The 21,908-nt window shown below is 69.4% G+C and carries 20 protein-coding genes and 3 pseudogenes; 14 read left to right on the top strand and 9 right to left on the bottom strand.

Annotated features, from left to right (window positions below; translation table 11 throughout):
- The first annotated feature begins 38 nt into the window (after positions 1-38).
- Positions 39-998 (top strand): LysR substrate-binding domain-containing protein, encoded by a 960-nt coding sequence (locus HZI36_RS04700; protein WP_179401468.1) that lies wholly within the window; start codon positions 39-41, stop codon positions 996-998.
- Between the two features lie 18 nt (positions 999-1,016).
- Here HZI36_RS04700 and amaB read toward each other — a convergent pair whose 3' ends face one another.
- Positions 1,017-2,528 carry an L-piperidine-6-carboxylate dehydrogenase gene (gene amaB / locus HZI36_RS04705; protein ID WP_179401469.1) on the bottom strand — a complete coding sequence of 504 codons (1,512 nt, stop codon included), beginning with the start codon at positions 2,526-2,528 and terminating at the stop codon, positions 1,017-1,019.
- Positions 2,529-2,685: 157 nt separating this feature from the next.
- On the opposite strand from amaB, the gene HZI36_RS04710 reads away from it, so the two are divergent.
- Together HZI36_RS04710 and HZI36_RS04715 are read left to right on the top strand one after the other, a co-directional pair.
- Positions 2,686-3,954: an NAD(P)/FAD-dependent oxidoreductase gene (locus tag HZI36_RS04710; protein ID WP_179401470.1), complete on the top strand. Its 1,269-nt coding sequence runs from the start codon at positions 2,686-2,688 to the stop codon at positions 3,952-3,954.
- A 67-nt stretch (positions 3,955-4,021) separates the two neighbouring features.
- Positions 4,022-4,696: a TetR/AcrR family transcriptional regulator gene (locus tag HZI36_RS04715; RefSeq protein ID WP_179401471.1), complete on the top strand. Its 675-nt coding sequence runs from the start codon at positions 4,022-4,024 to the stop codon at positions 4,694-4,696.
- A 58-nt stretch (positions 4,697-4,754) separates the two neighbouring features.
- On the opposite strand, the gene HZI36_RS04720 is transcribed toward HZI36_RS04715, so the two are convergent.
- Positions 4,755-5,513 (bottom strand): DeoR/GlpR family DNA-binding transcription regulator, encoded by a 759-nt coding sequence (locus tag HZI36_RS04720; RefSeq protein WP_179401472.1) that lies wholly within the window; start codon positions 5,511-5,513, stop codon positions 4,755-4,757.
- Positions 5,514-5,694: 181 nt separating this feature from the next.
- Here HZI36_RS04720 and HZI36_RS04725 point away from each other — a divergent pair, with 181 nt between their 5' ends.
- From HZI36_RS04725 to HZI36_RS04760, 9 genes and pseudogenes are all read left to right on the top strand, one after another.
- Positions 5,695-5,880, top strand: a complete 186-nt coding sequence (locus HZI36_RS04725; RefSeq protein WP_179401473.1) for a hypothetical protein — start codon at positions 5,695-5,697, stop codon at positions 5,878-5,880.
- A 108-nt stretch (positions 5,881-5,988) separates the two neighbouring features.
- A pseudogene (locus HZI36_RS27470) lies at positions 5,989-6,411 on the top strand (EamA family transporter); the annotation flags it as partial.
- Between the two features lie 168 nt (positions 6,412-6,579).
- Positions 6,580-7,011: pseudogene (locus HZI36_RS27475) on the top strand (EamA family transporter); the annotation flags it as partial.
- Between the two features lie 124 nt (positions 7,012-7,135).
- Positions 7,136-7,426: a YXWGXW repeat-containing protein gene (locus HZI36_RS04735; RefSeq protein WP_179401475.1), complete on the top strand. Its 291-nt coding sequence runs from the start codon at positions 7,136-7,138 to the stop codon at positions 7,424-7,426.
- A 144-nt stretch (positions 7,427-7,570) separates the two neighbouring features.
- The gene (locus HZI36_RS04740; RefSeq protein WP_425485200.1) at positions 7,571-8,353 is read left to right on the top strand and encodes an RNA polymerase sigma factor; all 783 of its coding nucleotides are present in this window, start codon (positions 7,571-7,573) and stop codon (positions 8,351-8,353) included.
- The gene (locus tag HZI36_RS04745) at positions 8,350-8,769 is read left to right on the top strand and encodes a hypothetical protein (protein WP_179401476.1); all 420 of its coding nucleotides are present in this window, start codon (positions 8,350-8,352) and stop codon (positions 8,767-8,769) included. Before HZI36_RS04740 ends, HZI36_RS04745 begins: the two co-directional genes overlap by 4 nt.
- Positions 8,766-9,260 (top strand): periplasmic heavy metal sensor, encoded by a 495-nt coding sequence (locus HZI36_RS04750; protein WP_179401477.1) that lies wholly within the window; start codon positions 8,766-8,768, stop codon positions 9,258-9,260. Before HZI36_RS04745 ends, HZI36_RS04750 begins: the two co-directional genes overlap by 4 nt.
- Positions 9,261-9,373: 113 nt before the next feature.
- Positions 9,374-10,786 (top strand): annotated as a pseudogene (locus tag HZI36_RS04755) (DUF1800 domain-containing protein).
- A complete protein-coding gene (locus HZI36_RS04760; RefSeq protein WP_179401478.1) occupies positions 10,783-11,940 on the top strand; it encodes a DUF1501 domain-containing protein in 1,158 nt (385 codons plus the stop codon). The pseudogene HZI36_RS04755 and the gene HZI36_RS04760 overlap by 4 nt, the downstream one beginning before the upstream one ends.
- An 83-nt stretch (positions 11,941-12,023) precedes the next feature.
- On the opposite strand, the gene HZI36_RS04765 is transcribed toward HZI36_RS04760, so the two are convergent.
- Genes HZI36_RS04765 through HZI36_RS04775 form a run of 3 tightly spaced genes read right to left on the bottom strand, consistent with a single transcriptional unit; the run spans position 12,024 to position 14,854 of the window.
- Entirely contained in the window at positions 12,024-12,743 is a 720-nt protein-coding gene (locus HZI36_RS04765) for an OmpA/MotB family protein (protein ID WP_179401479.1), read from the bottom strand.
- Between the two features lie 36 nt (positions 12,744-12,779).
- Positions 12,780-13,544, bottom strand: a complete 765-nt coding sequence (locus tag HZI36_RS04770) for a flagellar motor protein (RefSeq protein ID WP_179401480.1) — start codon at positions 13,542-13,544, stop codon at positions 12,780-12,782.
- Between the two features lie 59 nt (positions 13,545-13,603).
- The gene (locus HZI36_RS04775) at positions 13,604-14,854 is read right to left on the bottom strand and encodes a cyclic nucleotide-binding domain-containing protein (protein ID WP_179401481.1); all 1,251 of its coding nucleotides are present in this window, start codon (positions 14,852-14,854) and stop codon (positions 13,604-13,606) included.
- Positions 14,855-15,256: 402 nt separating this feature from the next.
- Between HZI36_RS04775 and HZI36_RS04780 the strand changes: the two genes are divergently transcribed.
- Positions 15,257-16,255, top strand: a complete 999-nt coding sequence (locus HZI36_RS04780) for a class I SAM-dependent methyltransferase (RefSeq protein ID WP_179401482.1) — start codon at positions 15,257-15,259, stop codon at positions 16,253-16,255.
- 77 nt (positions 16,256-16,332) lie between these two features.
- Here the strand turns inward: HZI36_RS04780 and HZI36_RS04785 are convergent, their stop codons facing one another.
- The 3 genes from HZI36_RS04785 to HZI36_RS04795 all read right to left on the bottom strand — a co-directional run bounded on the left by HZI36_RS04785 (position 16,333) and on the right by HZI36_RS04795 (position 20,371).
- The gene (locus HZI36_RS04785) at positions 16,333-18,000 is read right to left on the bottom strand and encodes a S10 family peptidase (RefSeq protein ID WP_179401483.1); all 1,668 of its coding nucleotides are present in this window, start codon (positions 17,998-18,000) and stop codon (positions 16,333-16,335) included.
- Positions 17,997-19,586, bottom strand: coding sequence for a S53 family peptidase (locus tag HZI36_RS04790; RefSeq protein ID WP_179401484.1), 1,590 nt, complete (start codon positions 19,584-19,586; stop codon positions 17,997-17,999). The genes HZI36_RS04785 and HZI36_RS04790 overlap by 4 nt, the downstream gene beginning before the upstream one ends.
- 149 nt (positions 19,587-19,735) lie before the next feature.
- Positions 19,736-20,371: a LysE family translocator gene (locus tag HZI36_RS04795; RefSeq protein ID WP_179401485.1), complete on the bottom strand. Its 636-nt coding sequence runs from the start codon at positions 20,369-20,371 to the stop codon at positions 19,736-19,738.
- A 131-nt stretch (positions 20,372-20,502) separates the two neighbouring features.
- On the opposite strand from HZI36_RS04795, the gene HZI36_RS04800 reads away from it, so the two are divergent.
- On the top strand, positions 20,503-20,967 hold the full coding sequence (locus tag HZI36_RS04800) for an Lrp/AsnC family transcriptional regulator (protein WP_179401486.1): 465 nt from the start codon (positions 20,503-20,505) through the stop codon (positions 20,965-20,967).
- 39 nt (positions 20,968-21,006) lie between these two features.
- Here HZI36_RS04800 and HZI36_RS04805 read toward each other — a convergent pair whose 3' ends face one another.
- The gene (locus tag HZI36_RS04805) at positions 21,007-21,906 is read right to left on the bottom strand and encodes a fimbrial biogenesis chaperone (protein ID WP_246326958.1); all 900 of its coding nucleotides are present in this window, start codon (positions 21,904-21,906) and stop codon (positions 21,007-21,009) included.
- Between the last annotated feature and the right edge of the window lie 2 nt (positions 21,907-21,908).

Genomic DNA, 21,908 nt, shown 5'->3' on the forward strand with positions numbered 1-21,908 from the left:
AAAATTCAATTTATCCAATTGAGTGATCCGAATCGCTTATGTCTAAATCCAGCGCGCCGCCTGCGTTGTCGCCGCGCGAAGGGCAGATCCGGTTGCGTCAACTGCAGTTGCTGGAGTTGATCGCCGGGCAGGGCTCGCTGCGTGCCGCGGCGCAAAGCCTGCACGTCAGCCAGCCGGCCGTGACGATGATGCTGCGCGAGCTCGAATCGGCGTTCGGCACGCCGCTCGTCGAGCGGAACAGGCGCGGTGCGAATCTGACGGCCGCGGGCCATGCCGCATTGGAGCACCTGCGCGTGGCGTCACGCGAATTCGGCGCGGCCATCACGGCCGCGCGCGAGGCCGTGCGAGGCACGACGATTCGGCTCGGCGCGCTGCCGCTGCTCTCGGTGCGGATACTGCCGCGCGCGATCGACGCGATGCAGCGCGCCGGGCGATTGCCTCGCATCGTCCTCGCTGAAGGCAGTGTCGACGAGCTGCTCGCGCGCCTGCGCGAAGGCGACCTGGACTGCGTCGTGGCCCCCGTGTTCGCGGCGGCAAACACGGCCATCGATGATCTCGGCGGGCTCGTGTTCGATGCGCTATGTGACGAATCGCTGCAGTTCGTCTGTTCGAGCGAGCACCCGTTCGCGCGCCGCCGCAAGGTCGGCGCGGCGGAACTGGCCGGCTCGCGCTGGGTGCTGCCGCCGGACAGCACGCTCACGCGCCGCGTGTTCTTCAGCACGTTCCTGCGCGTCGAACAGGCCCCACCGCTACCGGCGATCGAGTCGTCTTCGTTCTACACGAGCCTGAACATCGTCAGCCATTCGCAGCTTCTGACCATCGCGCCGACCGCGGCCATTTCGCTCTATCGGCAACTCGGTGCGATCGCGACGATCAAGACCCCGCTCGCGATCGAGACCTGCCGGATTTCGTTCATCACGCGCGAATCCAACCGGCAGGCCGAATCGATCGAAACCCTGAAGACGTTTCTGTCGACGGCGGCGGCAAGCCTGCGATGACGTCGTCCGCCGCCCCCGTCAGACGTCGAACCTCACCCCCTGCGCAAGCGGCAGCTCGTGACTGTAGTTGATCGTGTTCGTCGCGCGGCGCATATAGCTCTTCCATGCGTCGGAACCCGATTCGCGCCCGCCGCCCGTCTCCTTCTCGCCGCCGAACGCGCCGCCGATCTCCGCGCCGCTCGTGCCGATGTTCACGTTCACGATCCCGCAGTCGCTGCCCGCCGACGACATGAACTGTTCGGCTTCGCGCATGTCGTTCGTGAAGATCGCCGATGACAACCCCTGCGGCACCGCGTTGTGCATCGTGAGCGCGTTGTCGAAGCCGTCGTACAGCATCACGTAGAGGATCGGCGCGAACGTCTCGCGCTCGACGACGGCCGTTTGCTTCGGCATCCGCACGATCGCCGGGCGCACGTAGTACGCGCCGTCGCGCCCCAGATCGACGCGCTCGCCGCCGACGACCTCGCCGCCCTGCTCGCGCGCGTCGTCAAGCGCCTGCTGCATCGCGTCGAACGCTCCGCCATCGATCAGCGGGCCGACCAGCGTGCCCGCGTCGAGCGGATCGCCGACCTTCACCGACGCAAACGCCTTCTCGAGCCGCGGCAGCAACTGCGCGGCGACGCTGCGATGCACGATCAGCCGGCGCAGCGTCGTGCAACGCTGGCCCGCGGTGCCGACCGCCGCGAACGTGACCGCGCGCACGACGAGATCGAGATCGGCGCTCGGCGCGACGATCATCCCGTTGTTGCCGCCGAGCTCGAGGATGCTGCGCGCGAGCCGCCGGCTCAGCACGTTCGCGACCTCGATGCCCATCCGCACGCTGCCCGTCGCGCTGACGAGCGGCACCCGCGGCGACGTCGTCAGCGCCTCGCCGACGTCGCGCGCGCCGAGCAGCAGCTGATGCAGGCCGTCGGGCGCGACGCCCGGATGCGTCTTCCCGAACTCGTGCATGGCCTTCGCGAACAGCGTGTGGCACGCGATGGCGGTGAGCGGCGTCTTCTCCGACGGCTTCCACACGACGGAATCGCCGCAGACGAGCGCAAGCGCCGCGTTCCACGACCAGACCGCCACCGGAAAATTGAACGCCGAAATCACGCCGCAGACGCCGAGCGGATGCCAGGTCTCCATCATCCGGTGGCCGGGGCGCTCGGATGCGATCGTGAGACCGTAAAGTTGCCGCGACAGGCCGACTGCGAAATCGCAGATGTCGATCATTTCCTGCACTTCGCCGAGCCCTTCGGACGCGATCTTGCCCGCCTCGAGCGAGACGAGCCGGCCGAGCGCGGCCTTGTGCTCGCGCAGCACGTGGCCGAGCACACGCACGAGCTCGCCGCGCACCGGCGCGGGCACCGTGCGCCACTTCAGGAAAGCCGCGTGCGCGGCGTTGATCTTGCGCGCGGCGTCGGCGGGGCTGTCGACGGCGAGCGTCGCGAGCGTCCTGCCGTCGATCGGCGAACGCGCGGCCAGCGCGCCGCCCTGCCACGCAGCGAGATCGACGCCGAGCGCGGCAAGCATGTCGTTGAATTCCATCGCTTCCTCTTCGGGGACAGGTTGATCGGAGGCGGCACCGCCGCCATGACCTTTCGATTGGAACGCGTTCGCGCGCCGCGTGCAAGCGGCGGGGGCTATCGCCCGCCGGCGTCCGCCGGGTACGATAGCGCGACCTTTCACGCCATCCGATTCCCGTATGCAGAACTTCTACGAAGCCACCGTCACCCGTCCCACGTACCCGTCGCTGACCGGCCCGGTCGATGCGCAGGTCTGCATCGTCGGCGGCGGGCTCGCGGGGCTCAGCACGGCGCTCGGGCTCGTCGAGCGCGGCGTGCGCGACGTCGTCGTGCTCGACGGCGAGCGGGTCGGCTTCGGCGCGTCGGGCCGCAACGGCGGCTTCGTGTTCGGCGGCTACAGCCTCGACAACGCCGATCTGCTGCGCACGCTCGGCCGTGACGAAGCGCGGCGCCTCTACCGGCTCACCGTCGATGCGGTCGACCTGATCCGCACGCGCATCGCGCGCTACGGCATCGCCTGCGACATCGTCGATCGCGGCGCGCTGCTCGCGAACTGGTTCGACGATCCCGCGCGGCTCGACGGCGCGCGCCAGCTGATGCAGCGCGAATTCGGCGTCGAATGGGAGCCGGTCGACGCGGCCGCGCTGCGCACGCGCCTGAAGACCGCGCGCTACCACGGCGGCCTGTTCGAGCCGAACGCGTTCCACTTCCATCCGCTGAAATATGTGCTCGGCGTCGCCGACGCCGCGACGCGCGGCGGCGCGCGAATCTTCGAGCGCTCGGCCGCGCGCGCGATCCGGCGCGATGGCGCGGCGTTCGTCGTCGACACGGCGGGCGGCACGGTCCGAGCGAAGGACGTCGTGTTCGCGGGCGGCGGCTACGCGCGCGGCGTCGCGCCGCGCATCGAGCGCGCGGTGCTGCCGATCGCGACCTACGTGATCGCGACCGAGCCGCTCGGCGCGCGCCTCGCGGACGCGATCGACGCGCCGTACGCGATCTACGACACGCGCTTCGCGTTCGACTACTACCGTCCGCTCGTCGATACGCGGATTCTGTGGGGCGGCCGGATCTCGGTGCTCGATCGCGGCCCCGAAGCGATCGCGCGGCTGCTGCGGCGCGACCTCGTGCGCGTGTATCCGCAGCTCGCGGACGTGAAGATCGAATACGCGTGGGGCGGGCTGATGAGCTACGCGCGGCACAAGATGCCGCAGATCGGCCGCGACGCGGACGGCGTCTGGCACGCGATCGCGTTCGGCGGGCACGGCATGGCGCCGACGACGGTCGCGGGCGAGGTGCTCGCCGCCGCGCTCGCCGAGCGCAAACCGGTGCCGGACGGCTTCGCGGCGTTCGGCCTGACCCGCACATTCGGGCTCGCCGGGCTCGCGGCCGCGCAGCTCACGTACACCGCGTACCAGGCGCGCGACGCGCTCGCCGGGTACCGGGGCTGAAAAAGGGCGCATGCTAGAATGCTGGGTCCCAGAGCCCGCCGGCCCACTCAGCAAAATAAAACGTCAGATGAAAACTGGAAGCAAGGCCGCCGCGCCCGATAGCCGCGCGCTTCCGTCCGAGCCGCGGCGCAAATACGATCCCGAGCAGACGAAGCGCAACATCCTCGACGTCGCCACGCAGGAATTCTCCGCGATGGGGCTCTCGGGCGCGCGCGTCGACGCGATCGCCGAACGCACGAACACGACGAAGCGGATGCTGTACTACTACTTCGACAGCAAGGAAGGCCTGTACGAGGCCGTGCTCGAGAAGGTCTACGGCGACATCCGCGAACTCGAGCAGGAACTGCACGTCGGCGAGCTCGAGCCGCGCGAAGGGCTGCGCCGGCTCGTCGAGTTCACGTTCGACTATCACGACAAGCATCGCGACTTCGTGCGGCTCGTATCGATCGAGAACATCCACGGCGCGAAGTACATCGAGCACCTGAAGTCGTTCAAGACCCGCAACGTCAGCATCATCAACACGATCGAGGCGCTGCTCGCGCGCGGCGTGGCCGGCGGCGTGTTCCGCGCCGACGTCGACGCGTTCGACCTGCATCTGCTGATCAGCTCGTTCTGCTTCCATCGCGTCGCGAACCGCTACACGTTCGGCACCGCATTCGGCAAGGATCCGTCGGCGCCACGGCTGCGCGTGCGGCATCGCGACCTGATCGTCGACGCGGTGCTGCGCTACGTCGCGGCCTGACGGCCGCGCACACGCAAACACGAGCGCACGCGCGTCAGTGCGGCAGTGCGGCAGTGCGTCAGCCGCAGACGATCAGCTCGATCCCGCGCGCGGTCAGCGCGCGGCGCAACGCGGCGTCCGGCGCGCGCTCGGTGACCAGATAGCGCGCCGCGTCGGTGCCGTTGATCCGCACCGGCGTCAGGCGGCCGAACTTCGAATGGTCGGCGACGACGATCGCGGTGCCCGCCGCGGTCAGCATCCGGCTGCGCACTTCGGCTGCGAGCCGCGAGTAGTCGGTGAGTTCACCGTCCTGCGCAATCCCGCCTGCGCCGACGAACGCGAAGTCGACGTGATACTGCGCGAGCTGCTGGATCGTGTCGAGGCCGAACGTCGCGTCCTCGTCGTCGGACAGCTCGCCGCCGAGCAGCGTCACGCGGTTGCCGTTGCGGCGCGCGAGCACGAACGCGGTGCGCCAGTCGTTCGTGTAGACCGACAGGCGATGGCGATCGGCGAGCGCGAGCGCGACCGCGTTCGTCGTGCTGCCCGAATCGATCAGCACCGATGCGTCGTCGGGCACGAACTCGGCCGCGCGCAGGCCGATCCTGCGCTTCGCATCCGCGTTCGCGGCCTCGCGGTCGGACAGGCTCGGCTCGCGGCGATCGGCGGCGAGCGCGCCGCCGTGCGTCGTCACGAGCAGGCCGCGCGCGGCGAGCGCGTTCAGGTCGCGCCGCACGGTCTCGCGCGACACGTCGAGCGTGCGCACGAGTTCGGCGATCGATAGTGCGCCCGTCCTGCCGAGTTCCGACAAAATGTATTGATGACGTTGTTCCGCGAGCATCGGGATGCGCCTGCGGCGCGGGTGAATAAGGTAGCGCGATTGTAGTACGGCCACCCGTGCGCGATGCAAGCGTCGCGCGGCCGCCGCAACACTGCATTGCCCGAAGCGCGTCGATACGCGCCGCGCGGATTGCTAGACTCTGCGTTTCGCCGGACGTCACCGCAACGAGGAGGCCTGACCGATGTATCGCAAAGGAATCGTGCTCGAAATCCAGTTCCCGCCCGAACGCCTGAACGACGCCGCCGGCGATCCGTACTGGATCGACCTGTCGCTCGACGAGGCGCGCCGCCTGCACCGCCTGTTGAGCGAGCGCTTCGCGACCGACACGAGCGCGAACCAGCCGGTCGACACGTTCTCGCTCGACTGATCCGCCGCGCGCGGATCGTTGCAGAATTCGACAAGACGGCGGCCGCGCCGCCGCGGGATACTGCCGGACCTCGTTCCTTCGCCCGGCCCGCGCACGGGCCCGCTTCGCATGCTCAATACGGTTGTCGCCGCAACGTTCGTCGCGCTCTGGTCCACCGGCTTCATCGTCGCGCGCGCGATCAAGCCATACGCCGATCCGAACCTGTTCCTGCTCGCGCGCTTCGCGGGCACCGCGCTGCTGTTCGGCGCGGTCGCGCTCGCCGCGCGCGCGCCGTGGCCGCCACGGCGCGAATGGGCACGCCATCTGATCGCCGGCGCGCTGCTGCAGGGCATCTATCTCGGCGCGAGCTACTGGGCAGTCGCGCAGGGGCTGAATGCCGGCGTGATGGCGCTGCTCGGCGCGCTGCAGCCGCTGGCGACCGCGGTGCTCGCGGTGCCGATGTTTCGCGAGACGCTGCCCGCGCGCGGCTGGGCCGGGATGATGCTCGGACTCGCGGGCGTCGCGCTCGTGCTCGCGCCGAAGGTCGGCGCCGTCGCGGGCACGACAACCGCTTCCGCCGTCTCCGCTTCCGCTTCCGCCGTCTCCGTCTCCGCCACCGCCGCCTCCATCTCCGCCGCCTCCGCCTCCGCCTCCGCCTCCGCCACTGCCGCCTCCGCCTCCGCCACTGCCGCCTCCGCCTCCGCCTCCGCCGCCGCCGCAACCGCCGCCGCACCGGGCTGGCTCGTCGTCGCGGTGTCCGTACTGGCGGTCGCGTCGATCACGGCCGGATCGCTGTATCAGAAGGGCCGGCTCGCGCGGACCGACCTGCGCACCGCCGTCGCCGTGCAAAATGCCGGCGCCGCGCTCGTCGCCGCCGCGTTCGCGGCGCTGCTGCACGAGACGCGCTGGACCGGCGCGCCGGCGCTGTGGGCGTCGCTCGTCTGGGGCGTCGTGTTTCTGTCCGGCGGCGCGGTCACGATGCTGATGTGGATGCTCCGCCGTGGGAACGCCGCGCGCGCGACGTCACTGCTGTTTCTCGCGCCGCCGCTCGCGGCCGTGCAGGGCTACGCGCTGTTCGGCGAGCGGCTGTCGCCGCTGCAGTTCGCCGGGTTCGCGATCGCGCTCGGCGGCGTCGTGCTCGCCCGGCGCTAGCCGGTCCGCGCGAGCCGAATAAAAAAATGTCCGGTTTTGCGTTTTGCAGCGACGGATTTCTCCGCGTCGCCCCGTTCAACGAACAAGCGGCCATTCCGGCCGATCCGCGAACCTGGGAGAAAAAATGAACCGGATCACGCTGCAAAAAATACTGGTCGGCGCGTGCGCGGCCGTCGCGACATCGGCCGCGCTCGCGCAGGCGATCGTCGTCGCGCCGCCGCCGCCGCGAATGGAAGTCGTGCCGCCGGCGCGCGCCGGCTTCGTCTGGGATCCGGGCCGGTGGCGCTGGGCTCATGGGCAATACGTGTGGATTCCCGGGCACTGGCAGCCGGTGCGCGTCGGCTACCACTGGGTGCCGGGGCACTGGGCGCGGCGCGGGCCGGGCTGGCGCTGGATTCCGGGCCACTGGGCCTGAACCGGCACGCCTGTCCTTCAAACGATCGAACCGACGCACGCACATGAAGACGCTCCTGATCCTCGCACTGACGGCAGCCACACTGGCCGGCTGCGTCGTCGTACCCGCGCGGCCCGCGTACTACCGGCCGCCGGTCGTCGTATATTGAACGCCGCCGACGCCGCGCCCGACGCCGGCGGTCTCGCTCCCGCGACCTGTGACGGAGAACACGACGATGAAGCATGCACGGCCGTCGCGATCGCGACGGCCTGCCCCGACGACGCGGCCGCCGTGCGTGCGCGCGAGCTCGCCGCGCCAGCCGCCGGAGGGCGCGCGTTGAGTAACGGCGACGACGGCAACGGCAACGGCAACGGCGGCGGCAACGGCAACGGCAACGGCGATCCGGACGCGGAACTCGTCGCGCGCGTCGGCCGGCGGGAGGCGAGCGCGATCCGCGCGCTCATCGCGCGCAAATTGCCGCGGCTGCTCGCGCTCGCGACGCGGATGCTCGGCGACCGGATGGAAGCCGAGGACGTCGCGCAGGAGGCATTCATGCGAATCTGGCGGCAGGCGCCGCACTGGAAAACCGGCGACGCGAAATTCGACACGTGGCTGCATCGTGTCGCGCTGAATCTCTGCTACGACCGGCTGCGCGGCCATCGCGAAGAGCCGGCTGAAACACTGCCGGACGCGCCCGATCCGGCTGCCGCGCCGGACGCGCGGCTCGATGCGCGTGCGCGCGACGAACGCGTGCGCGCGGCGCTCGCGGCACTGCCGGCGCGGCAGCGCGAGGCGCTCGTGCTCACTTATTATCAGGAGCTGTCGAACATCGACGCGGCCGGCCTGATGGGCATTTCGGTCGACGCGCTGGAGAGCCTGCTCGCGCGGGCCCGGCGCACACTGCGCGCGCAACTGGCCGGCGACGGCGCAAGCAAGGACATCGCATGACACCCGAACGATTCCGCACCATCGTCGACGCGTACGGCGCCGATCCCCGCCGCTGGCCGGCGGACGAGCGCGCCGACGCGCAGGACTGGGCCCGCCGGCATCGTGCCGACGCGCACGCAGCGCTCGCCGACGCCACCGAACTCGACACATGGCTCGCGCGGCACGCGGTCGCGCCGCCCGGGCGCGCGCTCGTCGAGCGCATCGTCGCATCCGCGCCGGCGCACGTGCACGCGCCGTCGCGGCGGCGCGTCTGGTGGTCGGGCGCGGCGCTGGCCGGCGCCGGCCTCGCCGGCGCGCTGGCCGGCGCGCTCGCGATGTCGATCGTCGTCGTCGGCAGCGCGCCGTCCGCGACGCACGAAAGCGCCTACCTGACGACGAGCTTCGGCGGACCGAGCGCCGACTGGAGCGACGAATGAACGGCCGATCGTGGAAGCTCCTCGTCGCCGGATCGGTGCTGCTGAACGTGTTCCTGCTCGGCGGGATCGCGGGCGGCGCGTGGCGGTGGTTCGCGGTGCACGGCGCGCCGCACGCCCAGCCCGCGCAGCGTACCGCGCTGCGCTTCGCCGCCGAGGATCTGTCGCCCGAGCGCCAGCGGCAGTTCGTCGACGTGCTGAAGTCGGCCCGCCGCGACGCTCGCCAGTACGCGCGCGACGGCCGCGAAGGCCGCCGCGAGGTGCTCGACCTGCTCGCCGCGCCGCAGCTCGACCGCGCGGCACTCGATGCCGCGCTCGCCCGCACGCGCGTGGCCGACGGCGCGATGCGCGCGCAGGTCGAAGCGAGTGTCGTGAATTTCGCGGCGACGCTGTCGCCCGACGAGCGCGTGAAATTCGTCGACGGGTTGCGGCAGCGCGGCCAGTGGCGTCTACCGCCACAGCAGCCACAGAAACCGGTCAGCGAAGCGGAGTGAGCGCACGCGGCAAATCGTGCGCCGCCGATAGGCCGAAAAAATTTCGATGATCGGCGACGGAAATGCCGGCGCCGACCGTTAAACGGACATACGCCACGTCCGCAGGACCGCCGATGAACAGCTCGCCTCCCGTCAACGCCGCCGCGATCGCGATGAATCGCTTCGGCCTCGGCGCGCGCGCCGACGACACACCGCCGGCGAACCCGAAAGGCTGGCTGCTCGCGTAGTTCGCGGACTACGAACCGCTGCCGGCCGCGTGGAGCCAGCAGCCCGGCGCGGTCGCGCTGACCACGCGCTTCGGCGAGGAACGGCAGCAGACGATGCCCGGCGACGCCCCCGCGAGCCAGGGTCAGGCAGCGCGGCAGGCCGTGAACCGCGACATCCGCAAGCAGAGCGTCGACGTCTATCGCAGTGCGGTGAACGCACGCGTGACGAGCGCACTGACGACGCCGGCGCCGTTCGTCGAGCGCCTCGTGCATTTCTGGTCGAACCACTTCGCGGTGTCCGTCGACAAGCCCGCGCTCGCGGGGCTCGCCGGCGCGTTCGAGATGGAGGCGATCCGCCCGCACGTGCTCGGCCGCTTCGAGGACATGCTGGTCGCCGTCGAGCGCCATCCGGCGATGCAGATTTTTCTCGACCAGGTGCGCTCGGTCGGCCCCGACAGCCGCGCGGCGCTGCGCGCGGATCAGCGCGATCCGGCGCACAAGCGCGGCCTGAACGAGAATCTCGCGCGCGAGATCATGGAGCTGCATACGCTCGGCGTGCGCACCGGCTACACGCAGAACGACGTCACCGAATTCGCGCGCGCGCTGACCGGCTGGAGCATCGCGGGCGTGCGCGGCCCGCAGCCCGGCAACGCGGCGCCGGGCGCGTTCGCGTTCCGTCCGGCGCTGCACGAGCCCGGCGAGCGGATCGTGATGGGCCAGCGCTACGACCAGCCCGGCGAACAACAGGCGCTCGCGATCCTGCACGATCTCGCGCGAGCGCCGGCCACGCATCGGCACGTCGCGTTCCAGCTCGCGCGCCATTTCGTCGCCGACAACCCGCCGCCCGAACTCACCGAACGGCTCGCCGCGGCATTCGCGCAAAGCGGCGGCGATCTGCCGACCGTGTACCGCGCGCTCGTCGACGCACCGCAGGCGTGGATGCCGACGAACGCGAAGTTCAAGACGCCGTGGGAATGGACCGTGTCGTCGATGCGCGGCCTTGGCTGGCGCGAACTCGGCGACGTGAACGCGGCGCCGCTGCTGACGCAGCTCGGCCAGCCCGTATGGCGGCCCGGCTCGCCCGCCGGCTACGACGACATCGCCGCGAGCTGGGCCGCGCCCGACGCGCTCGTGCGCCGCGTCGAGGTCGCGCAGCGCTTCGCCGCACGCGTCGGCGACCGGCTCGATCCGCGCACGCTCGGCCAGACGCTGCTCGCCGGCTCGCTCGGCGCGCCGACGGCGACCGCGGTCTCGCACGCGGAGAGCGCGCCGACGGCGATCGCGCTGCTGCTCGTGTCGCCGGATTTTCTGAGGAGATGAACGCCATGCTCTCACGCCGCCGCTTCCTGAGCGCCGCCGCCGCGGGCGCCGGCGCGTTCCTCGTCGGCCCGCGAATCGCGTTTGCGAACGTCGAGACCGACCGCCGCTTCGTGTTCGTGATCCAGCGCGGCGCGGCCGACGGGCTCAACGTCGTCGTCCCGTACGCGGAGCCCGCATACGCGAGCCTGCGCGGCCCGCTCGCGATCGACGCGGCGAACGCGACGAAGCTCGACGGCACGTTCGCGCTGCATCCGTCGCTCGCGCAAACCGCGAAGCTGTACCAGTCCGGCCAGGCGCTGTTCGTGCATGCGATCGCGTCGCCGTATCGCGATCGTTCGCACTTCGACGGGCAGAACGTGCTCGAAACGGGCGGACGCTCGCCGTATCAGGTGAAGGACGGCTGGCTGAACCGCCTCGTCGCGATGCTACCCGCGACGCGCGACAACGCGATCGCGCTCGCGCCGACCGTGCCGCTCGCGCTGCGCGGGCCGGCGTCGGTGACGTCGTATGCGCCGTCCGCGCTGCCGCAGGCGTCCGACGATCTGCTGACGCGCGTGGCGGCGCTGTACGAAGGGGATGCGCAGTTGCGGCCGCTGTGGGCGTCGGCGATGAGCGCGCGCGATCTCGCGGGCGACATGCGCGCGAAGCAGGACCCGGCCGGCGTCGGCAAGCTCGCGGCCGGCTTTCTGTCGCGCGCGGACGGGCCGCGAATCGCGATGATCGAAACCGGCGGATGGGACACGCACAGCGCGCAGAACGCGCGCCTCGCGAATCAGCTGAAGGCGCTCGATACGATGCTCGCCGCCTTGCGCGACGGGCTCGGCGTGGCGTGGGACAAGACGACCGTGCTCGTCGCGACCGAGTTCGGGCGAACCGCGGCGGCGAACGGCACCGGCGGGACGGATCACGGCCAGGCGTCGGTCGCGATGCTGATCGGCGGCGCGGTCGCCGGCGGGCGGGTCGTCGCGGACTGGCCGGGATTGCGGAGCGCCGATCTTTACGAAGGCAGGGATCTGAAGCCGACGGCGTCGCTCGATGCGCTGATCGCGGGCGCGACCGGCGAGAGCCTGCGGCTGGATCCGCAGCGCACGGCGACGACGCTTTTCGCGGAGGCCGGCGCGCCGAAGGCGATGACCGGATTGATCCGCGCGTGAGACGCACTGCGTGGTCCGCAACCGAGGGTTCGCGGTGTACGACGGGTTGAAGCGTCATCATCCGGCATGCCGACCCACCCGCGCTACTCCCCCGAATAGTCGACGACGATCGTCACCCGCCGATTGACCGCCCGCGCGGCCGGATCGTCGCCGAGCACGACCGGATCGTTATCCGCGCGCCCGATCGCCGCCAGCCGATGCGGATCGATACCGTGCTCCACCAGATAGCGCACCACCGCGCCGGCCCGCGCCGCCGACAGTTCCCAGTTCGAAGCGAACCGGCTGTTCGAGATCGGCGCGTTGTCGGTATGCCCGACGACGAGAATATTCCCCGACGATGCCGCCTCCAGCGCCCGCGCGACCCCCTCGAGCGACGCGACCGCATCCGGCAGCAGCCGGGCCTCGGCGGACCCGAACAGCACGTGCGTATTGATGCCGATCTCCACGCCTTGCGGTGTCTGCGTCGCCGTGATTTCCTTGAGCGCGACGAGCGGCGCCAGTCGCGCGAGCAATTGCGCCTTCGCCTGCGTCGGCTGCTTCGCAACAACGGGCGCCTGCGCGGTCGCAGCGGTCGAAGCGCTCGCAGCAGCCGCAGCAACCGCCGAGCGCGCGGCGAAGTCCTTCATCCGCAGCGCGTTATCCCGCGAAACCTGCAGGATATAGAGCGCGAGAAAGAACACCATCAGCGTCGTGACGAGGTCCGCATATGAAACCAGCCACCGCTCCGAGCGCGCCTGCTCGTCGTCGTGATCCTGATCGCCCCATTCCACGCCGGAAGACCTGTCGGCCGATAACGGTTTCATCGCGATGCACCCGATTGCATGAGAAAACGCGCCCGGCTACTTGAGCAGCTCGGCGGACCGCTCGCGAACCTCGCCGGCGAGACGCGCGGCGATCATCGTCGGCGATTCCTTGCGGGAGATCGCGAGCAGTCCGTCGAAATAGAGGCGGCGATAGCGTTGCTCGCTGTTGATCCGCGTCTTGATCTTGCCGTGGATCGGCAGGAACACGAGATTCGCGAGCGCCAGTCCGTAGAGCGTCGCCGTGAACGCGCCGGCGATCCCCGAGCCGAGCCGCTCCGGATCGAGGATGTGCCCGGTCACCTGTATCAGCCCGATCACCGCGCCGACGATCCCGAACGTCGGCGCATAGCCGCCCGCCTGAAGCCAGATCCGCGCCGCGCTCATCCTGTTGCGCTCGATCGCCTCGAGCTCCCGCTGCAGCGCATCCTTCAGCACTTCGGTCGGCACGCCGTCGGCGAGCAGCTCGAGACCGCGCCGCGCGAACGCGTCCACGCCGTTCGCATCGATCGACTCGAACACCAGCATCCCGTTCAGTTTCGCCTGATCGCCCCATTCGAGCAGCACCGAAAGCTGCGCGCGATCGACCTGCCGCGGCTTCGAGAATGCGAGCCCGAGCTGCCTGACACCATCGGCGAAACACGCCCACGAGTTCTGGATCATCACCGCGCCCAGCGTGCCGCCGAGCACGATCACGAGCGACTGCGGCTGAACGAGCGCACCGAAATGCCCGCCCTCGAACCAGAAGCCGACGCCGATCGCGACGACACCGACGAGCGCTCCCACAATAGTCAGAAAGTCCATTGACGTCTCACGCAGTGTGCCGGGCCAAGCGCCCGGGATAATGGGTCCGGCTCCGTGGGTCAGGCTCCGCGCTCCGCCGGCTCGGCGGCACCGGATGCGGCTGCCTTGATCGCCTTGATCGTGTCGAGAAAGGTCTGCTCGATCTCCGCGACCTCGATCGGGTCGACTTTCAGGTCGCGCCGCATCACCCACGCGATCTCGTTCTTGCGCCCTTCCGACATCGCGCCCGTCAGGCGATCGGCAATCGTGCGATCGGAGATCGACGCCAGCAGCTTCGCGAGCGCATACGTGTCGATTCGGCTGATCGCCTCGAACAGCGTGCGATCGTCGACGAATTCGATGTCCTCGAGCGAGCCGAACGTCACGCGCGCGCGCGGATTGAGCCGCGAGAAATACGCGACGCCTTTCTCCTCGACGACGCTCAGCACCCGGGTCTTGCGAAACGCGAACAGATCCTCGGCGATTTCCGCGCGGGACAGCTTGTTCAGAATCATCGATTTGTCGACGCCGATCAGCGCTTCCAGATCGTCCAGATCGATCAGTTCGAGATCGCTGCTGATCGCGAGGTCGAGTTCCTCGTCGGCGACGCGCTGCGCGCGGTCCGCGATGCGCGCCGGCTCGAACGTGACGACCTGGCGATCGACCGCGCCGCCGGTCGCGCCGGCGGTGCGCGCATCGCCGCCCGGCACGCGCTCGCCGGTGCCGGTCTCGACGGCGAGCAGATTCAGCTTCTCCATGCGCTTGAGCATCGTCATCACGTGCGAGCGCGAATGGCCGGCGATCGCGCGGCATTTCTTGACGACATCCGGGAGCGGCACCGACACCTCGCCGGATTGTCCGCGGCGCGCCCCCCACACGTCGCGCGCGCCCCCGCCTTCCTTCGCGGCCATCAGCGCGAGCACGTGCGCATAGGAGACGACGCCCGGAAGAAAATCGGCATGCGTGTAAGTGGCGAGCAGATCGTCCGTCTTCTGCGCGCGGCGAATGATCGTGCGCACCAGGTGACGCAGCAGCGGCGACGCTCGCTCGAGCTCCTGCTCGACGACGTCGGCCGGCACGATGGTCAACTGGCAGAACGTCAGCGCCTTCGCGGAGTGCGTGTGAGCCTCGCCCGCCAGCAACGACGCTTCACCGAAGAAACCGCCTTTGCCGAGCGTGGCGAGCGTGACCTTCTTGTCCTCGCACCGCGTGAAGATTTCGACCTTGCCTTCCGCGATCACATAGATCGCCCGCTCGCCGGCATAGCCTTCGGAGTAGATGGTCTCGCCCGGCGACGCCGGACGAGACCTCGTTGCCTGTTGCTGATTCACGCTGTTCCCCGTCATGCATATTGATTTTGATCGGGCGGCGGCAGAGGTGTCTGTTGGCGGCACGCATACACGCAGTCCATGCCGCCATTAACGGTTCGCAATTCGCGTTCTTTACATCGAATACGCATGTTTTTTGATTGAATCGCACGCGGGCGCATGCGTGTTGCAGCTGCAATCTTTAACGCGTCGCGCCGCATTCGCGCATTTTTGCGGAAACCGCCAAATAGCAAACGTTTGCCGCTGTCGAATCGCGCGCGCGACGTCAATTCGGCCGCGCCGCCTCCCTTCCACTCTCGACTCGACGCCGGCCCAACGCTCGCCTACGCTGATTGAACGTGCCCGACCGCGCACGATCAGCCTCCCCACGCTACCTGCCCAACCATTCGCCAGAGGATTCCGCTCATGGACGACATCTCCCCACTGGCCTTCATCGATGCCGCGCTGGCCTTTCAGAAAACCGCCGCGCTCAAGGCCGCCGTCGGGCTCGATCTGTTCACCGCGATCGCGCACGAAGACGGCGACCCGGCGCGCGTCGCGGCGCGCGTGCAAGCCGCCGAACGCGGCGTACGTTCGCTGTGCGACTTCCTGACGATCCACGGCTTTCTTCAAAAGGAATCGGCCCGGTATCGGCTGACGCCGTCGACCGCCGCGTTCCTGACGACGTCCTCCCCCGCCTGGATGGGCGGCATCGTCGATTTCCTCGCGGCGCCGGAAATGATCGCGCTATGGTTCGACGATCCGGTCTCGTTCGTCCGCAACGGCGGCTCGGTGGGGCTCGGCAACCTGTCCGCCGACCATCCGGTCTGGGTGAAATTCGCGCGCGCGATGGTGCCGTTCGTCGCGCCGACCGCACACGACATCGCGCAGCAAGTCGCCGCATGGCCGCAACCACCGAAACGCGTGCTCGACGTTGCGGCCGGCCACGGACTCTTCGGCATCTCGATCGCGAAGGCGGTGCCCGATGCGGAAATCGTCGCGGTCGACTGGCAGGCGGTGCTGGACGTCGCCCGCGAAAACGCCGGATCGGCCGGCGTGAGCGCGCGTTATCGCACGCTGGCGGGCAGCGCGTTCGACGTCGATTGGGGCACGGATTTCGATCTGGTGCTGCTGACGAATTTCCTGCATCACTTCGATCCGGCGACCTGCGTATCGCTGCTGTCGAAGGTCCGCCGCAGCCTCGCGCCCGGCGCGCGCGCACTGGCGGTGGAGTTCGTTCCGAACGACGACCGCGTGTCGCCGCCGTTCGCCGCCGCGTTCTCGCTGATGATGCTCGCGTCGACACCGCATGGCGACGCGTACACCGCGCGCGAATTCGAGCAGATGGGGCGCGAAGCGGGGTTTTCGAAGGTCACCGTGACGCCGCTGCCGCCTTCGCCGCAGAGCCTCGTCACATTCGAGTAGCGGGCGGCGGCAACGCCGGCGGCAGCGCCGGCGTTCGGCCCGGAGGACGGCCTGCGCGCCTGAACGCGAAGCGTTCGTTACCCGCCCTTCTTCGCCTGCAGCGCGCGAATCCGCATCCTCGCGCTGCTGTCGGCGACGGTCGCGTCATACATGGCGGCGAGATCGTGCTTCAGCGCGGTCCGCGATCCGCCGTCCAGGTACACCATGTGCCCGGACGGATAAAACCGCGCGGACAGGTTCTGCCGCACCTTCGCGTCCTCGAGCGGCATCTGCTGCAGATCGAGCACCGTCTGATAGAACGGCGTGACGAAATCGTAGAACCCGTTCGCCGACAGCACCTTCAGATCGACGTTGAGCGCCATCACCGCCGCGAGGTCGCCGGCCGTGTAGAGGATCACGTTGCCCTTCGCGTCGACGCCCATCTGCGCGCCGGTCGGATCGGTGTGATGAAAATCCCAGTTCGCGAACGCCTGATCGTTCAGATCCGTGAACGCCGAGTTCGACGTGAACTTCAGGTCCTCGTTCAGATAGCTGTTCCACATCGCCGTGTAGACGCCCGTCACCGCCGTCATCGTCGGATCGTTGCCGCCCGAGTTCGGATCGATCTTGCCCGCGATGCCGGTTTCGACGCCGGTCACGCGGCCGTCGTACGCGCCGAGCGCGAGCCCGCGCGCGCGCAGCAGCGTCGTCAGGAACAGCGAGCGGCCCTGGTTGTCGTACGCGGCGACGTCGAGGCTCCACGACAACAGCGTCGTCGCGTCGATGCCCGTGTAGTCGGACAGCTTCGTGACGACCGCCTGATCGGTCTGCGGGAACTTGCGCAGCGCGTCCAGATAGTCGGTGCGCGCGAACTGCGCGACTTCCTCGGCGAACGCACCGAGATCGGCCGGCGTCGGCGCGACGCCGAGCCGCTTGTGATACCACGCGTCGGCGGCCGCGGTCGGCAGCGCGCCGACCGGATTGCCCGCCTGCCGGTAATCGAGGATCGACGACTGCAGCGTCACGCCGTTCAGGTCGACGCCGTCCTCGTGCAGCCGGTACGCGAGCACGCAGCTGCGCGCGGTGCCATACGATTCGCCGAACAGATATTTCGGCGAATTCCAGCGGTTGTTCTTCGTCAGATACCGCTTGATGAACTGCTTCAACGAATCGGCATCCTGATCGACGCCCCAGAAATCGCGATTCCTGTGTGGCGCGATCGCCGCCGAGTAGCCGGTGCCGACCGGATTCACGAACACGAGATCGCTGCGGTCGAGCAGGCTGTCCGGGTTGTCCTCCATCGCGTAAGGCGCGGGCGGCGTGAAGCCCGGCATCGACGTTCTGATGCGCCGCGGCGCGAACGAGCCGAGCAGCACGAACACCGACGACGAGCCCGGCCCGCCGTTATAGAAGAACGTGACCGGGCGCGTCGCCTCCGTCTGCCCGTCCTCGGTAAACGCGACGTAGAAGAGCTTCGCGGCGGGCTGCGAGCTGCTCGGATCGACGGCCACCAGATGCCCGGCCGTCGCTGTATACGCGATGCGCCGCCCGCCGACCACGACCGTATGATGCGTGACGGCCGCGGTCTCGGTCGTGTCGGTCACCGAATCGTCGGGCCCGTTCCCGTAGGCGACCGGATCGAAGAACGGCTGATCGCGGCCGTGACTCAGCGCGACCGGATTGACGGTCGGCGGCACGCTGTGCGAATTGTGGTCGCCGTGATGCAGCGGATAGTCGCCGCCGCCGGATGCGGAATCGATGCTCATCGTGCTGCTCCTTGCGGCAGGATCGCGGCCAGCTGCGCGCCGTCGGGGCTGCCGAGCCCGGTGCACGCGTCCCAGCCCGTCGCGGCCGCATACGTGCCGTTCGATCCTTCGGTGATGTCGCGCAGCGCGGCGGGGTGGCCGTAGAGCACCGGATTGACCCAGCCCGCGTTCGCGCCCCCGGCCGCGTTCAGCCGCGCGATCAGCGCCGCCCACAGCGGCGCGACCGCGCTCGTGCCGCCCATCACCGTCGTCGCGCCGGCGACCGTGACTTCGTAGCCGGTTTGCGGCGATGCATCGCCCGCGACGTCGGGCACGCCGCGCTTCGCGAGCGGCACGCGGCTGCCGTCGGCGAGCGTCGCCTCGAGGCCTTGCTGCCACACGGGCAGGTCATACAGCGTGCTGATCCCGCCTCCGCCTGCGCCGCCGCCCTCCGCCGTGTCGTTCCACACGGTCTCGCGGCGAATGCCCTGGCCCGGCAGCGCGTCGAGCTGCGTGCCGCCGCACGCGAGCACGTAAGGGCTCGACGCCGGAAAATCGACGTGCGACACGCCGTCCTGCAGCCCGTCGGCGGATCCGCTGTCGCCGGACGCCGCGCAGACCGTCACGCCGACCGCCGCGGCCGCCTGCAGCACGCGTTCGAACGCCTGCGCGGACTGCGCCTGCCAGATCGCTTCCGGGCCGCCCCAGCTGATCGAGATCACCGACGGCCGGTTCGTCGTGTCGTGCACGGCCGTGTTGACCGCCTGAATGAAGCCCGCGTCGCCGTTCGGCGCGAAGTAGACGGCGATTTTCGCGGCGGGCGCGATCGCGCCGGCGATCTCGACGTCGAGCGCCACTTCGCCGTCCGGGCCGCTCGGGTCGCCGGTCGGTGCGTTGCGTCCCGTGCCGACGTCGACATCCACGAGCGTCGGCACCGTCGCGAGCCCGATGCCGCGGAAGTACTGTTCGATGTCCGCCGCGCGGTAGCCGCCGCCGAGCTCGACGATCGCGATGCACTGGCCCGCGCCGTCGCCGGCCGGAAATCCGTACAGCGCGGCGACCTGCGGCGGCGTGAACGTCACGCCGGCGGCGCCGCGCGCGGGCCGGAACGGCGGACGCAACCGGAAATGCGGCCGCGCCTGCGGACGGCTGTCGAGGCCGAGCACAGCGGTCACGACGCCGTGCAGATCGTCGGGCAGCGCGATCGCGCCGGTGCGCCCGCGATACTGGCCGATCGAGCGATGCTCGAAGCGCTCGAGCGTCACGCCGAACGCGGTCTCGAACTGAGCGATCGTGCCCGACAGCACGATCACGCTCTGCGCCGGATCGACGCGCTCGACCGTCAACTGATGGCGGTGCGCGAATGCTTCGGTTTTCTGAATATCGTCGGGATGCGCGGAGAAGTGCTGCGCGAATGCCTCGCGCGACAGCGGCCGCGCGAGCGCGTCGCCGCTCGCGAGTTGCGTCAGCAACGCATCGAGATGCGCTTCCTGCTGGCGGCGCAACATCACCGTGACCTGAATGCGCTCGGCCGGATCGCACGGGCCGAGACAAGTCGAATCGGCGACGATTCTCGGCTCGCGGTCGGCGTGCAGGTACGTTGCCATGTTCAGACCCTCCTTGGTACCGCGTGGCACGGAACACTCGGGAAGTCGGACAGGGCCGCCGGCGGACGGTTCCGCACGGCCGGCCGAGTTTCGCGCCAGCGCGGCAGGGTACTCGAAGTGTAGAACAGTCCGACGAAACGCGTCGCCGCTCAATCCATCGACAGACGCAGCGCGAAACCGATCAGCGCGGCGGAAAACGCCCAGCGCTGGACGGTCTGCGCAATCGGATGCGCGCGCAACCATGACGCGAGCCGCGCCGCGCCGAACACGCATGCGAGATCGAAGCAGACGCCGGTCGCGACGAGCAACGCGCCGAGCGCGAACATTTGCCGGACGACCGGCCCGGCCTCCGGCCGCACGAACTGCGGCAGCAGCACCGAGCAGAACAGCAGCGCCTTCGGGTTCAGCAGATTGGTCAGCAGCCCCTTGAAGAACGACTGCCGCAGCTCGCCGGCATCGTTCGCATCGGGGACGGATGCGCCGCCGGACAGCGCGAACGCCGGCGAGCGGAACACCTGGAACCCGACATACGCGAGATACGCGGCACCGCCGTAGCGGATCACGTCGTAGAGCCACGGCGCGCTGCGGATCAGCGCGGCGACCCCGCACGCGGACAGCGTCACGTGCACGGAGCGCGACAGCCAGAGGCCGGCCGCCGCCGCGACGCCGGGGCGCGTGCCGCGGCCGATGCCCGTCTGCAGCAGCAGCGCCATATCCGGGCCGGGAATCGCGTAGATCGCCGCGAGCGCGGCCAGATAGATCAGCAGCAGATGGGTAGAGATCATGTTCGCCTCGTCTTCAATGGCGATATATTGCCGCCAACGGATGAGGGATGATCGGCCTAATTTGCTAGCCTACTGGCGCCCGATAGCGGATTCCTCCAAAATCCCGCCATCGACATGACCATTCCGCCAATATGCCCGACCTCGACAAAACCGACCGCGCGATCCTTGCCGCACTGCAGCGCGACGGCCGCGTGCCGATCGCGCGCCTCGCCGACGCCGTGGGGCTCTCCGAAACGCCGTGCGCGCGGCGCCTGAAACGCCTCGAAAGCGAAGGCTATATCGAGCGCTACCGTGCGCAGCTGTCGCGCAAGGCGCTCGGCTTCGGCGTCGTCGCGTTCGTGCTCGTGCGCTTCGCGGTGCACGATCGGGCCGTCGCGGACCGCTTCGAGCGCGAAATCCTCGCGATCGAGCGGATCCTGTCGTGCCACAACGTGTCGGGCACGGCCGACTATCTGCTGCAGATCGTCGCGAACGATCTCGAAGACTACGGCACGTTCCTGCGTGAAACGCTGCGCATCCTGCCCGGTGTGACGTCGGTCGAATCGGTGCTGTCGCTGCGCGAGGTCAAGCGCGACTCGGGGCTGCCGATTCCGTGAGCGGACGCGGCCGGCATGCCGGCACACCGCAATGCAGCATCACGACGCCGGCTTCGGCTGGCCGATCACCAGATCGCGCTCGCCGAGCTGCTGCTCGCCGTCATCGCCGATCAGCAGGAATTTCAGCTTCGCGTGCTCGCCCGGATTGCCGCCCGCATTGCCTCCCGCATTGCCGCCCGGATGGCCGCCGGGATTGCCGCCCGGATGGCCGGCGCGCACGCCGATCTTCGCGTCGCCACGCGAGAAAGGCGCGATCATGTCGACCGCGCTCTCGTGCATCGTGTCGCCGATCGCCAGCTGCATCGCGCTGATCGTCGCGTGGTACGGCGTCGGATTGTCGACCGACAGCACCAGATGATCCGGCATCCTGACCAGCGAAAACGTCAGGCGCTTCGGCACCTCGGCCGCCGGGTACGGCAGCTTGCCCGCCGGACGCACGAACACCTTGATCTGCGTGCGCATCGTGATCGTCACGGTCTGCTCGTCGTTGCGCCTGTCTTTCGGCGTCGCGGGAATCTCATAGAGATTGAGCCAGAACGCGGATTCGCGGTCGGTCGGCAGCGGCGCGCCGGTATTGAGCAGGCGCAGGCTCGTCTGCTCGCCGGCGCTCATCCGGAAGACCGGCGGCAGCACGAGCACCGGCGCCTTCGATTCCTCCGGCAACGCGTCGATCCGCCCGTCGTCGACCCACGCTTGCACGAGCACCGGATACTTGTTCACGTTGAACAGCTGCAACGACTCTTCGGGCGCATCCGCATCGAGCACGACTCGCGACGTGACGGGCGTCACGCCGGCGAAGGCCGGCAAGGTCCACGCGACCGACAGCCACGCGCAGAGGAGCAGCACCATGCGCTTCACGTGGCCGCTGCCGCGCCACGCGAGCCGCCCAATACTCGACGAGCGGTCGATCATGATCGGAATCTCCTGGTAAATGTTCATCG

It is taken from the genome of Burkholderia guangdongensis, assembly GCF_013403875.1.
Classification (GTDB): domain Bacteria; phylum Pseudomonadota; class Gammaproteobacteria; order Burkholderiales; family Burkholderiaceae; genus Burkholderia; species Burkholderia guangdongensis.

Coding starts and splice junctions, on each gene's coding strand:
- HZI36_RS04770 (WP_179401480.1), bottom strand. CDS start 13,544: ATGGACTTTCTGACTATTGTGGGAGCGCTCGTCGGTGTCGTCGCGATC.
- HZI36_RS04785 (WP_179401483.1), bottom strand. CDS start 18,000: ATGAGCATCGATTCCGCATCCGGCGGCGGCGACTATCCGCTGCATCAC.
- HZI36_RS04710 (WP_179401470.1), top strand. CDS start 2,686: ATGCAGAACTTCTACGAAGCCACCGTCACCCGTCCCACGTACCCGTCG.
- HZI36_RS04715 (WP_179401471.1), top strand. CDS start 4,022: ATGAAAACTGGAAGCAAGGCCGCCGCGCCCGATAGCCGCGCGCTTCCG.
- amaB (WP_179401469.1), bottom strand. CDS start 2,528: ATGGAATTCAACGACATGCTTGCCGCGCTCGGCGTCGATCTCGCTGCG.
- HZI36_RS04795 (WP_179401485.1), bottom strand. CDS start 20,371: ATGATCTCTACCCATCTGCTGCTGATCTATCTGGCCGCGCTCGCGGCG.
- HZI36_RS04780 (WP_179401482.1), top strand. CDS start 15,257: ATGGACGACATCTCCCCACTGGCCTTCATCGATGCCGCGCTGGCCTTT.
- HZI36_RS04735 (WP_179401475.1), top strand. CDS start 7,136: ATGAACCGGATCACGCTGCAAAAAATACTGGTCGGCGCGTGCGCGGCC.
- HZI36_RS04790 (WP_179401484.1), bottom strand. CDS start 19,586: ATGGCAACGTACCTGCACGCCGACCGCGAGCCGAGAATCGTCGCCGAT.
- HZI36_RS04700 (WP_179401468.1), top strand. CDS start 39: ATGTCTAAATCCAGCGCGCCGCCTGCGTTGTCGCCGCGCGAAGGGCAG.
- HZI36_RS04750 (WP_179401477.1), top strand. CDS start 8,766: ATGAACGGCCGATCGTGGAAGCTCCTCGTCGCCGGATCGGTGCTGCTG.
- HZI36_RS04800 (WP_179401486.1), top strand. CDS start 20,503: ATGCCCGACCTCGACAAAACCGACCGCGCGATCCTTGCCGCACTGCAG.
- HZI36_RS04745 (WP_179401476.1), top strand. CDS start 8,350: ATGACACCCGAACGATTCCGCACCATCGTCGACGCGTACGGCGCCGAT.
- HZI36_RS04760 (WP_179401478.1), top strand. CDS start 10,783: ATGAACGCCATGCTCTCACGCCGCCGCTTCCTGAGCGCCGCCGCCGCG.
- HZI36_RS04720 (WP_179401472.1), bottom strand. CDS start 5,513: ATGCTCGCGGAACAACGTCATCAATACATTTTGTCGGAACTCGGCAGG.
- HZI36_RS04765 (WP_179401479.1), bottom strand. CDS start 12,743: ATGAAACCGTTATCGGCCGACAGGTCTTCCGGCGTGGAATGGGGCGAT.
- HZI36_RS04725 (WP_179401473.1), top strand. CDS start 5,695: ATGTATCGCAAAGGAATCGTGCTCGAAATCCAGTTCCCGCCCGAACGC.
- HZI36_RS04805 (WP_246326958.1), bottom strand. CDS start 21,906: ATGAACATTTACCAGGAGATTCCGATCATGATCGACCGCTCGTCGAGT.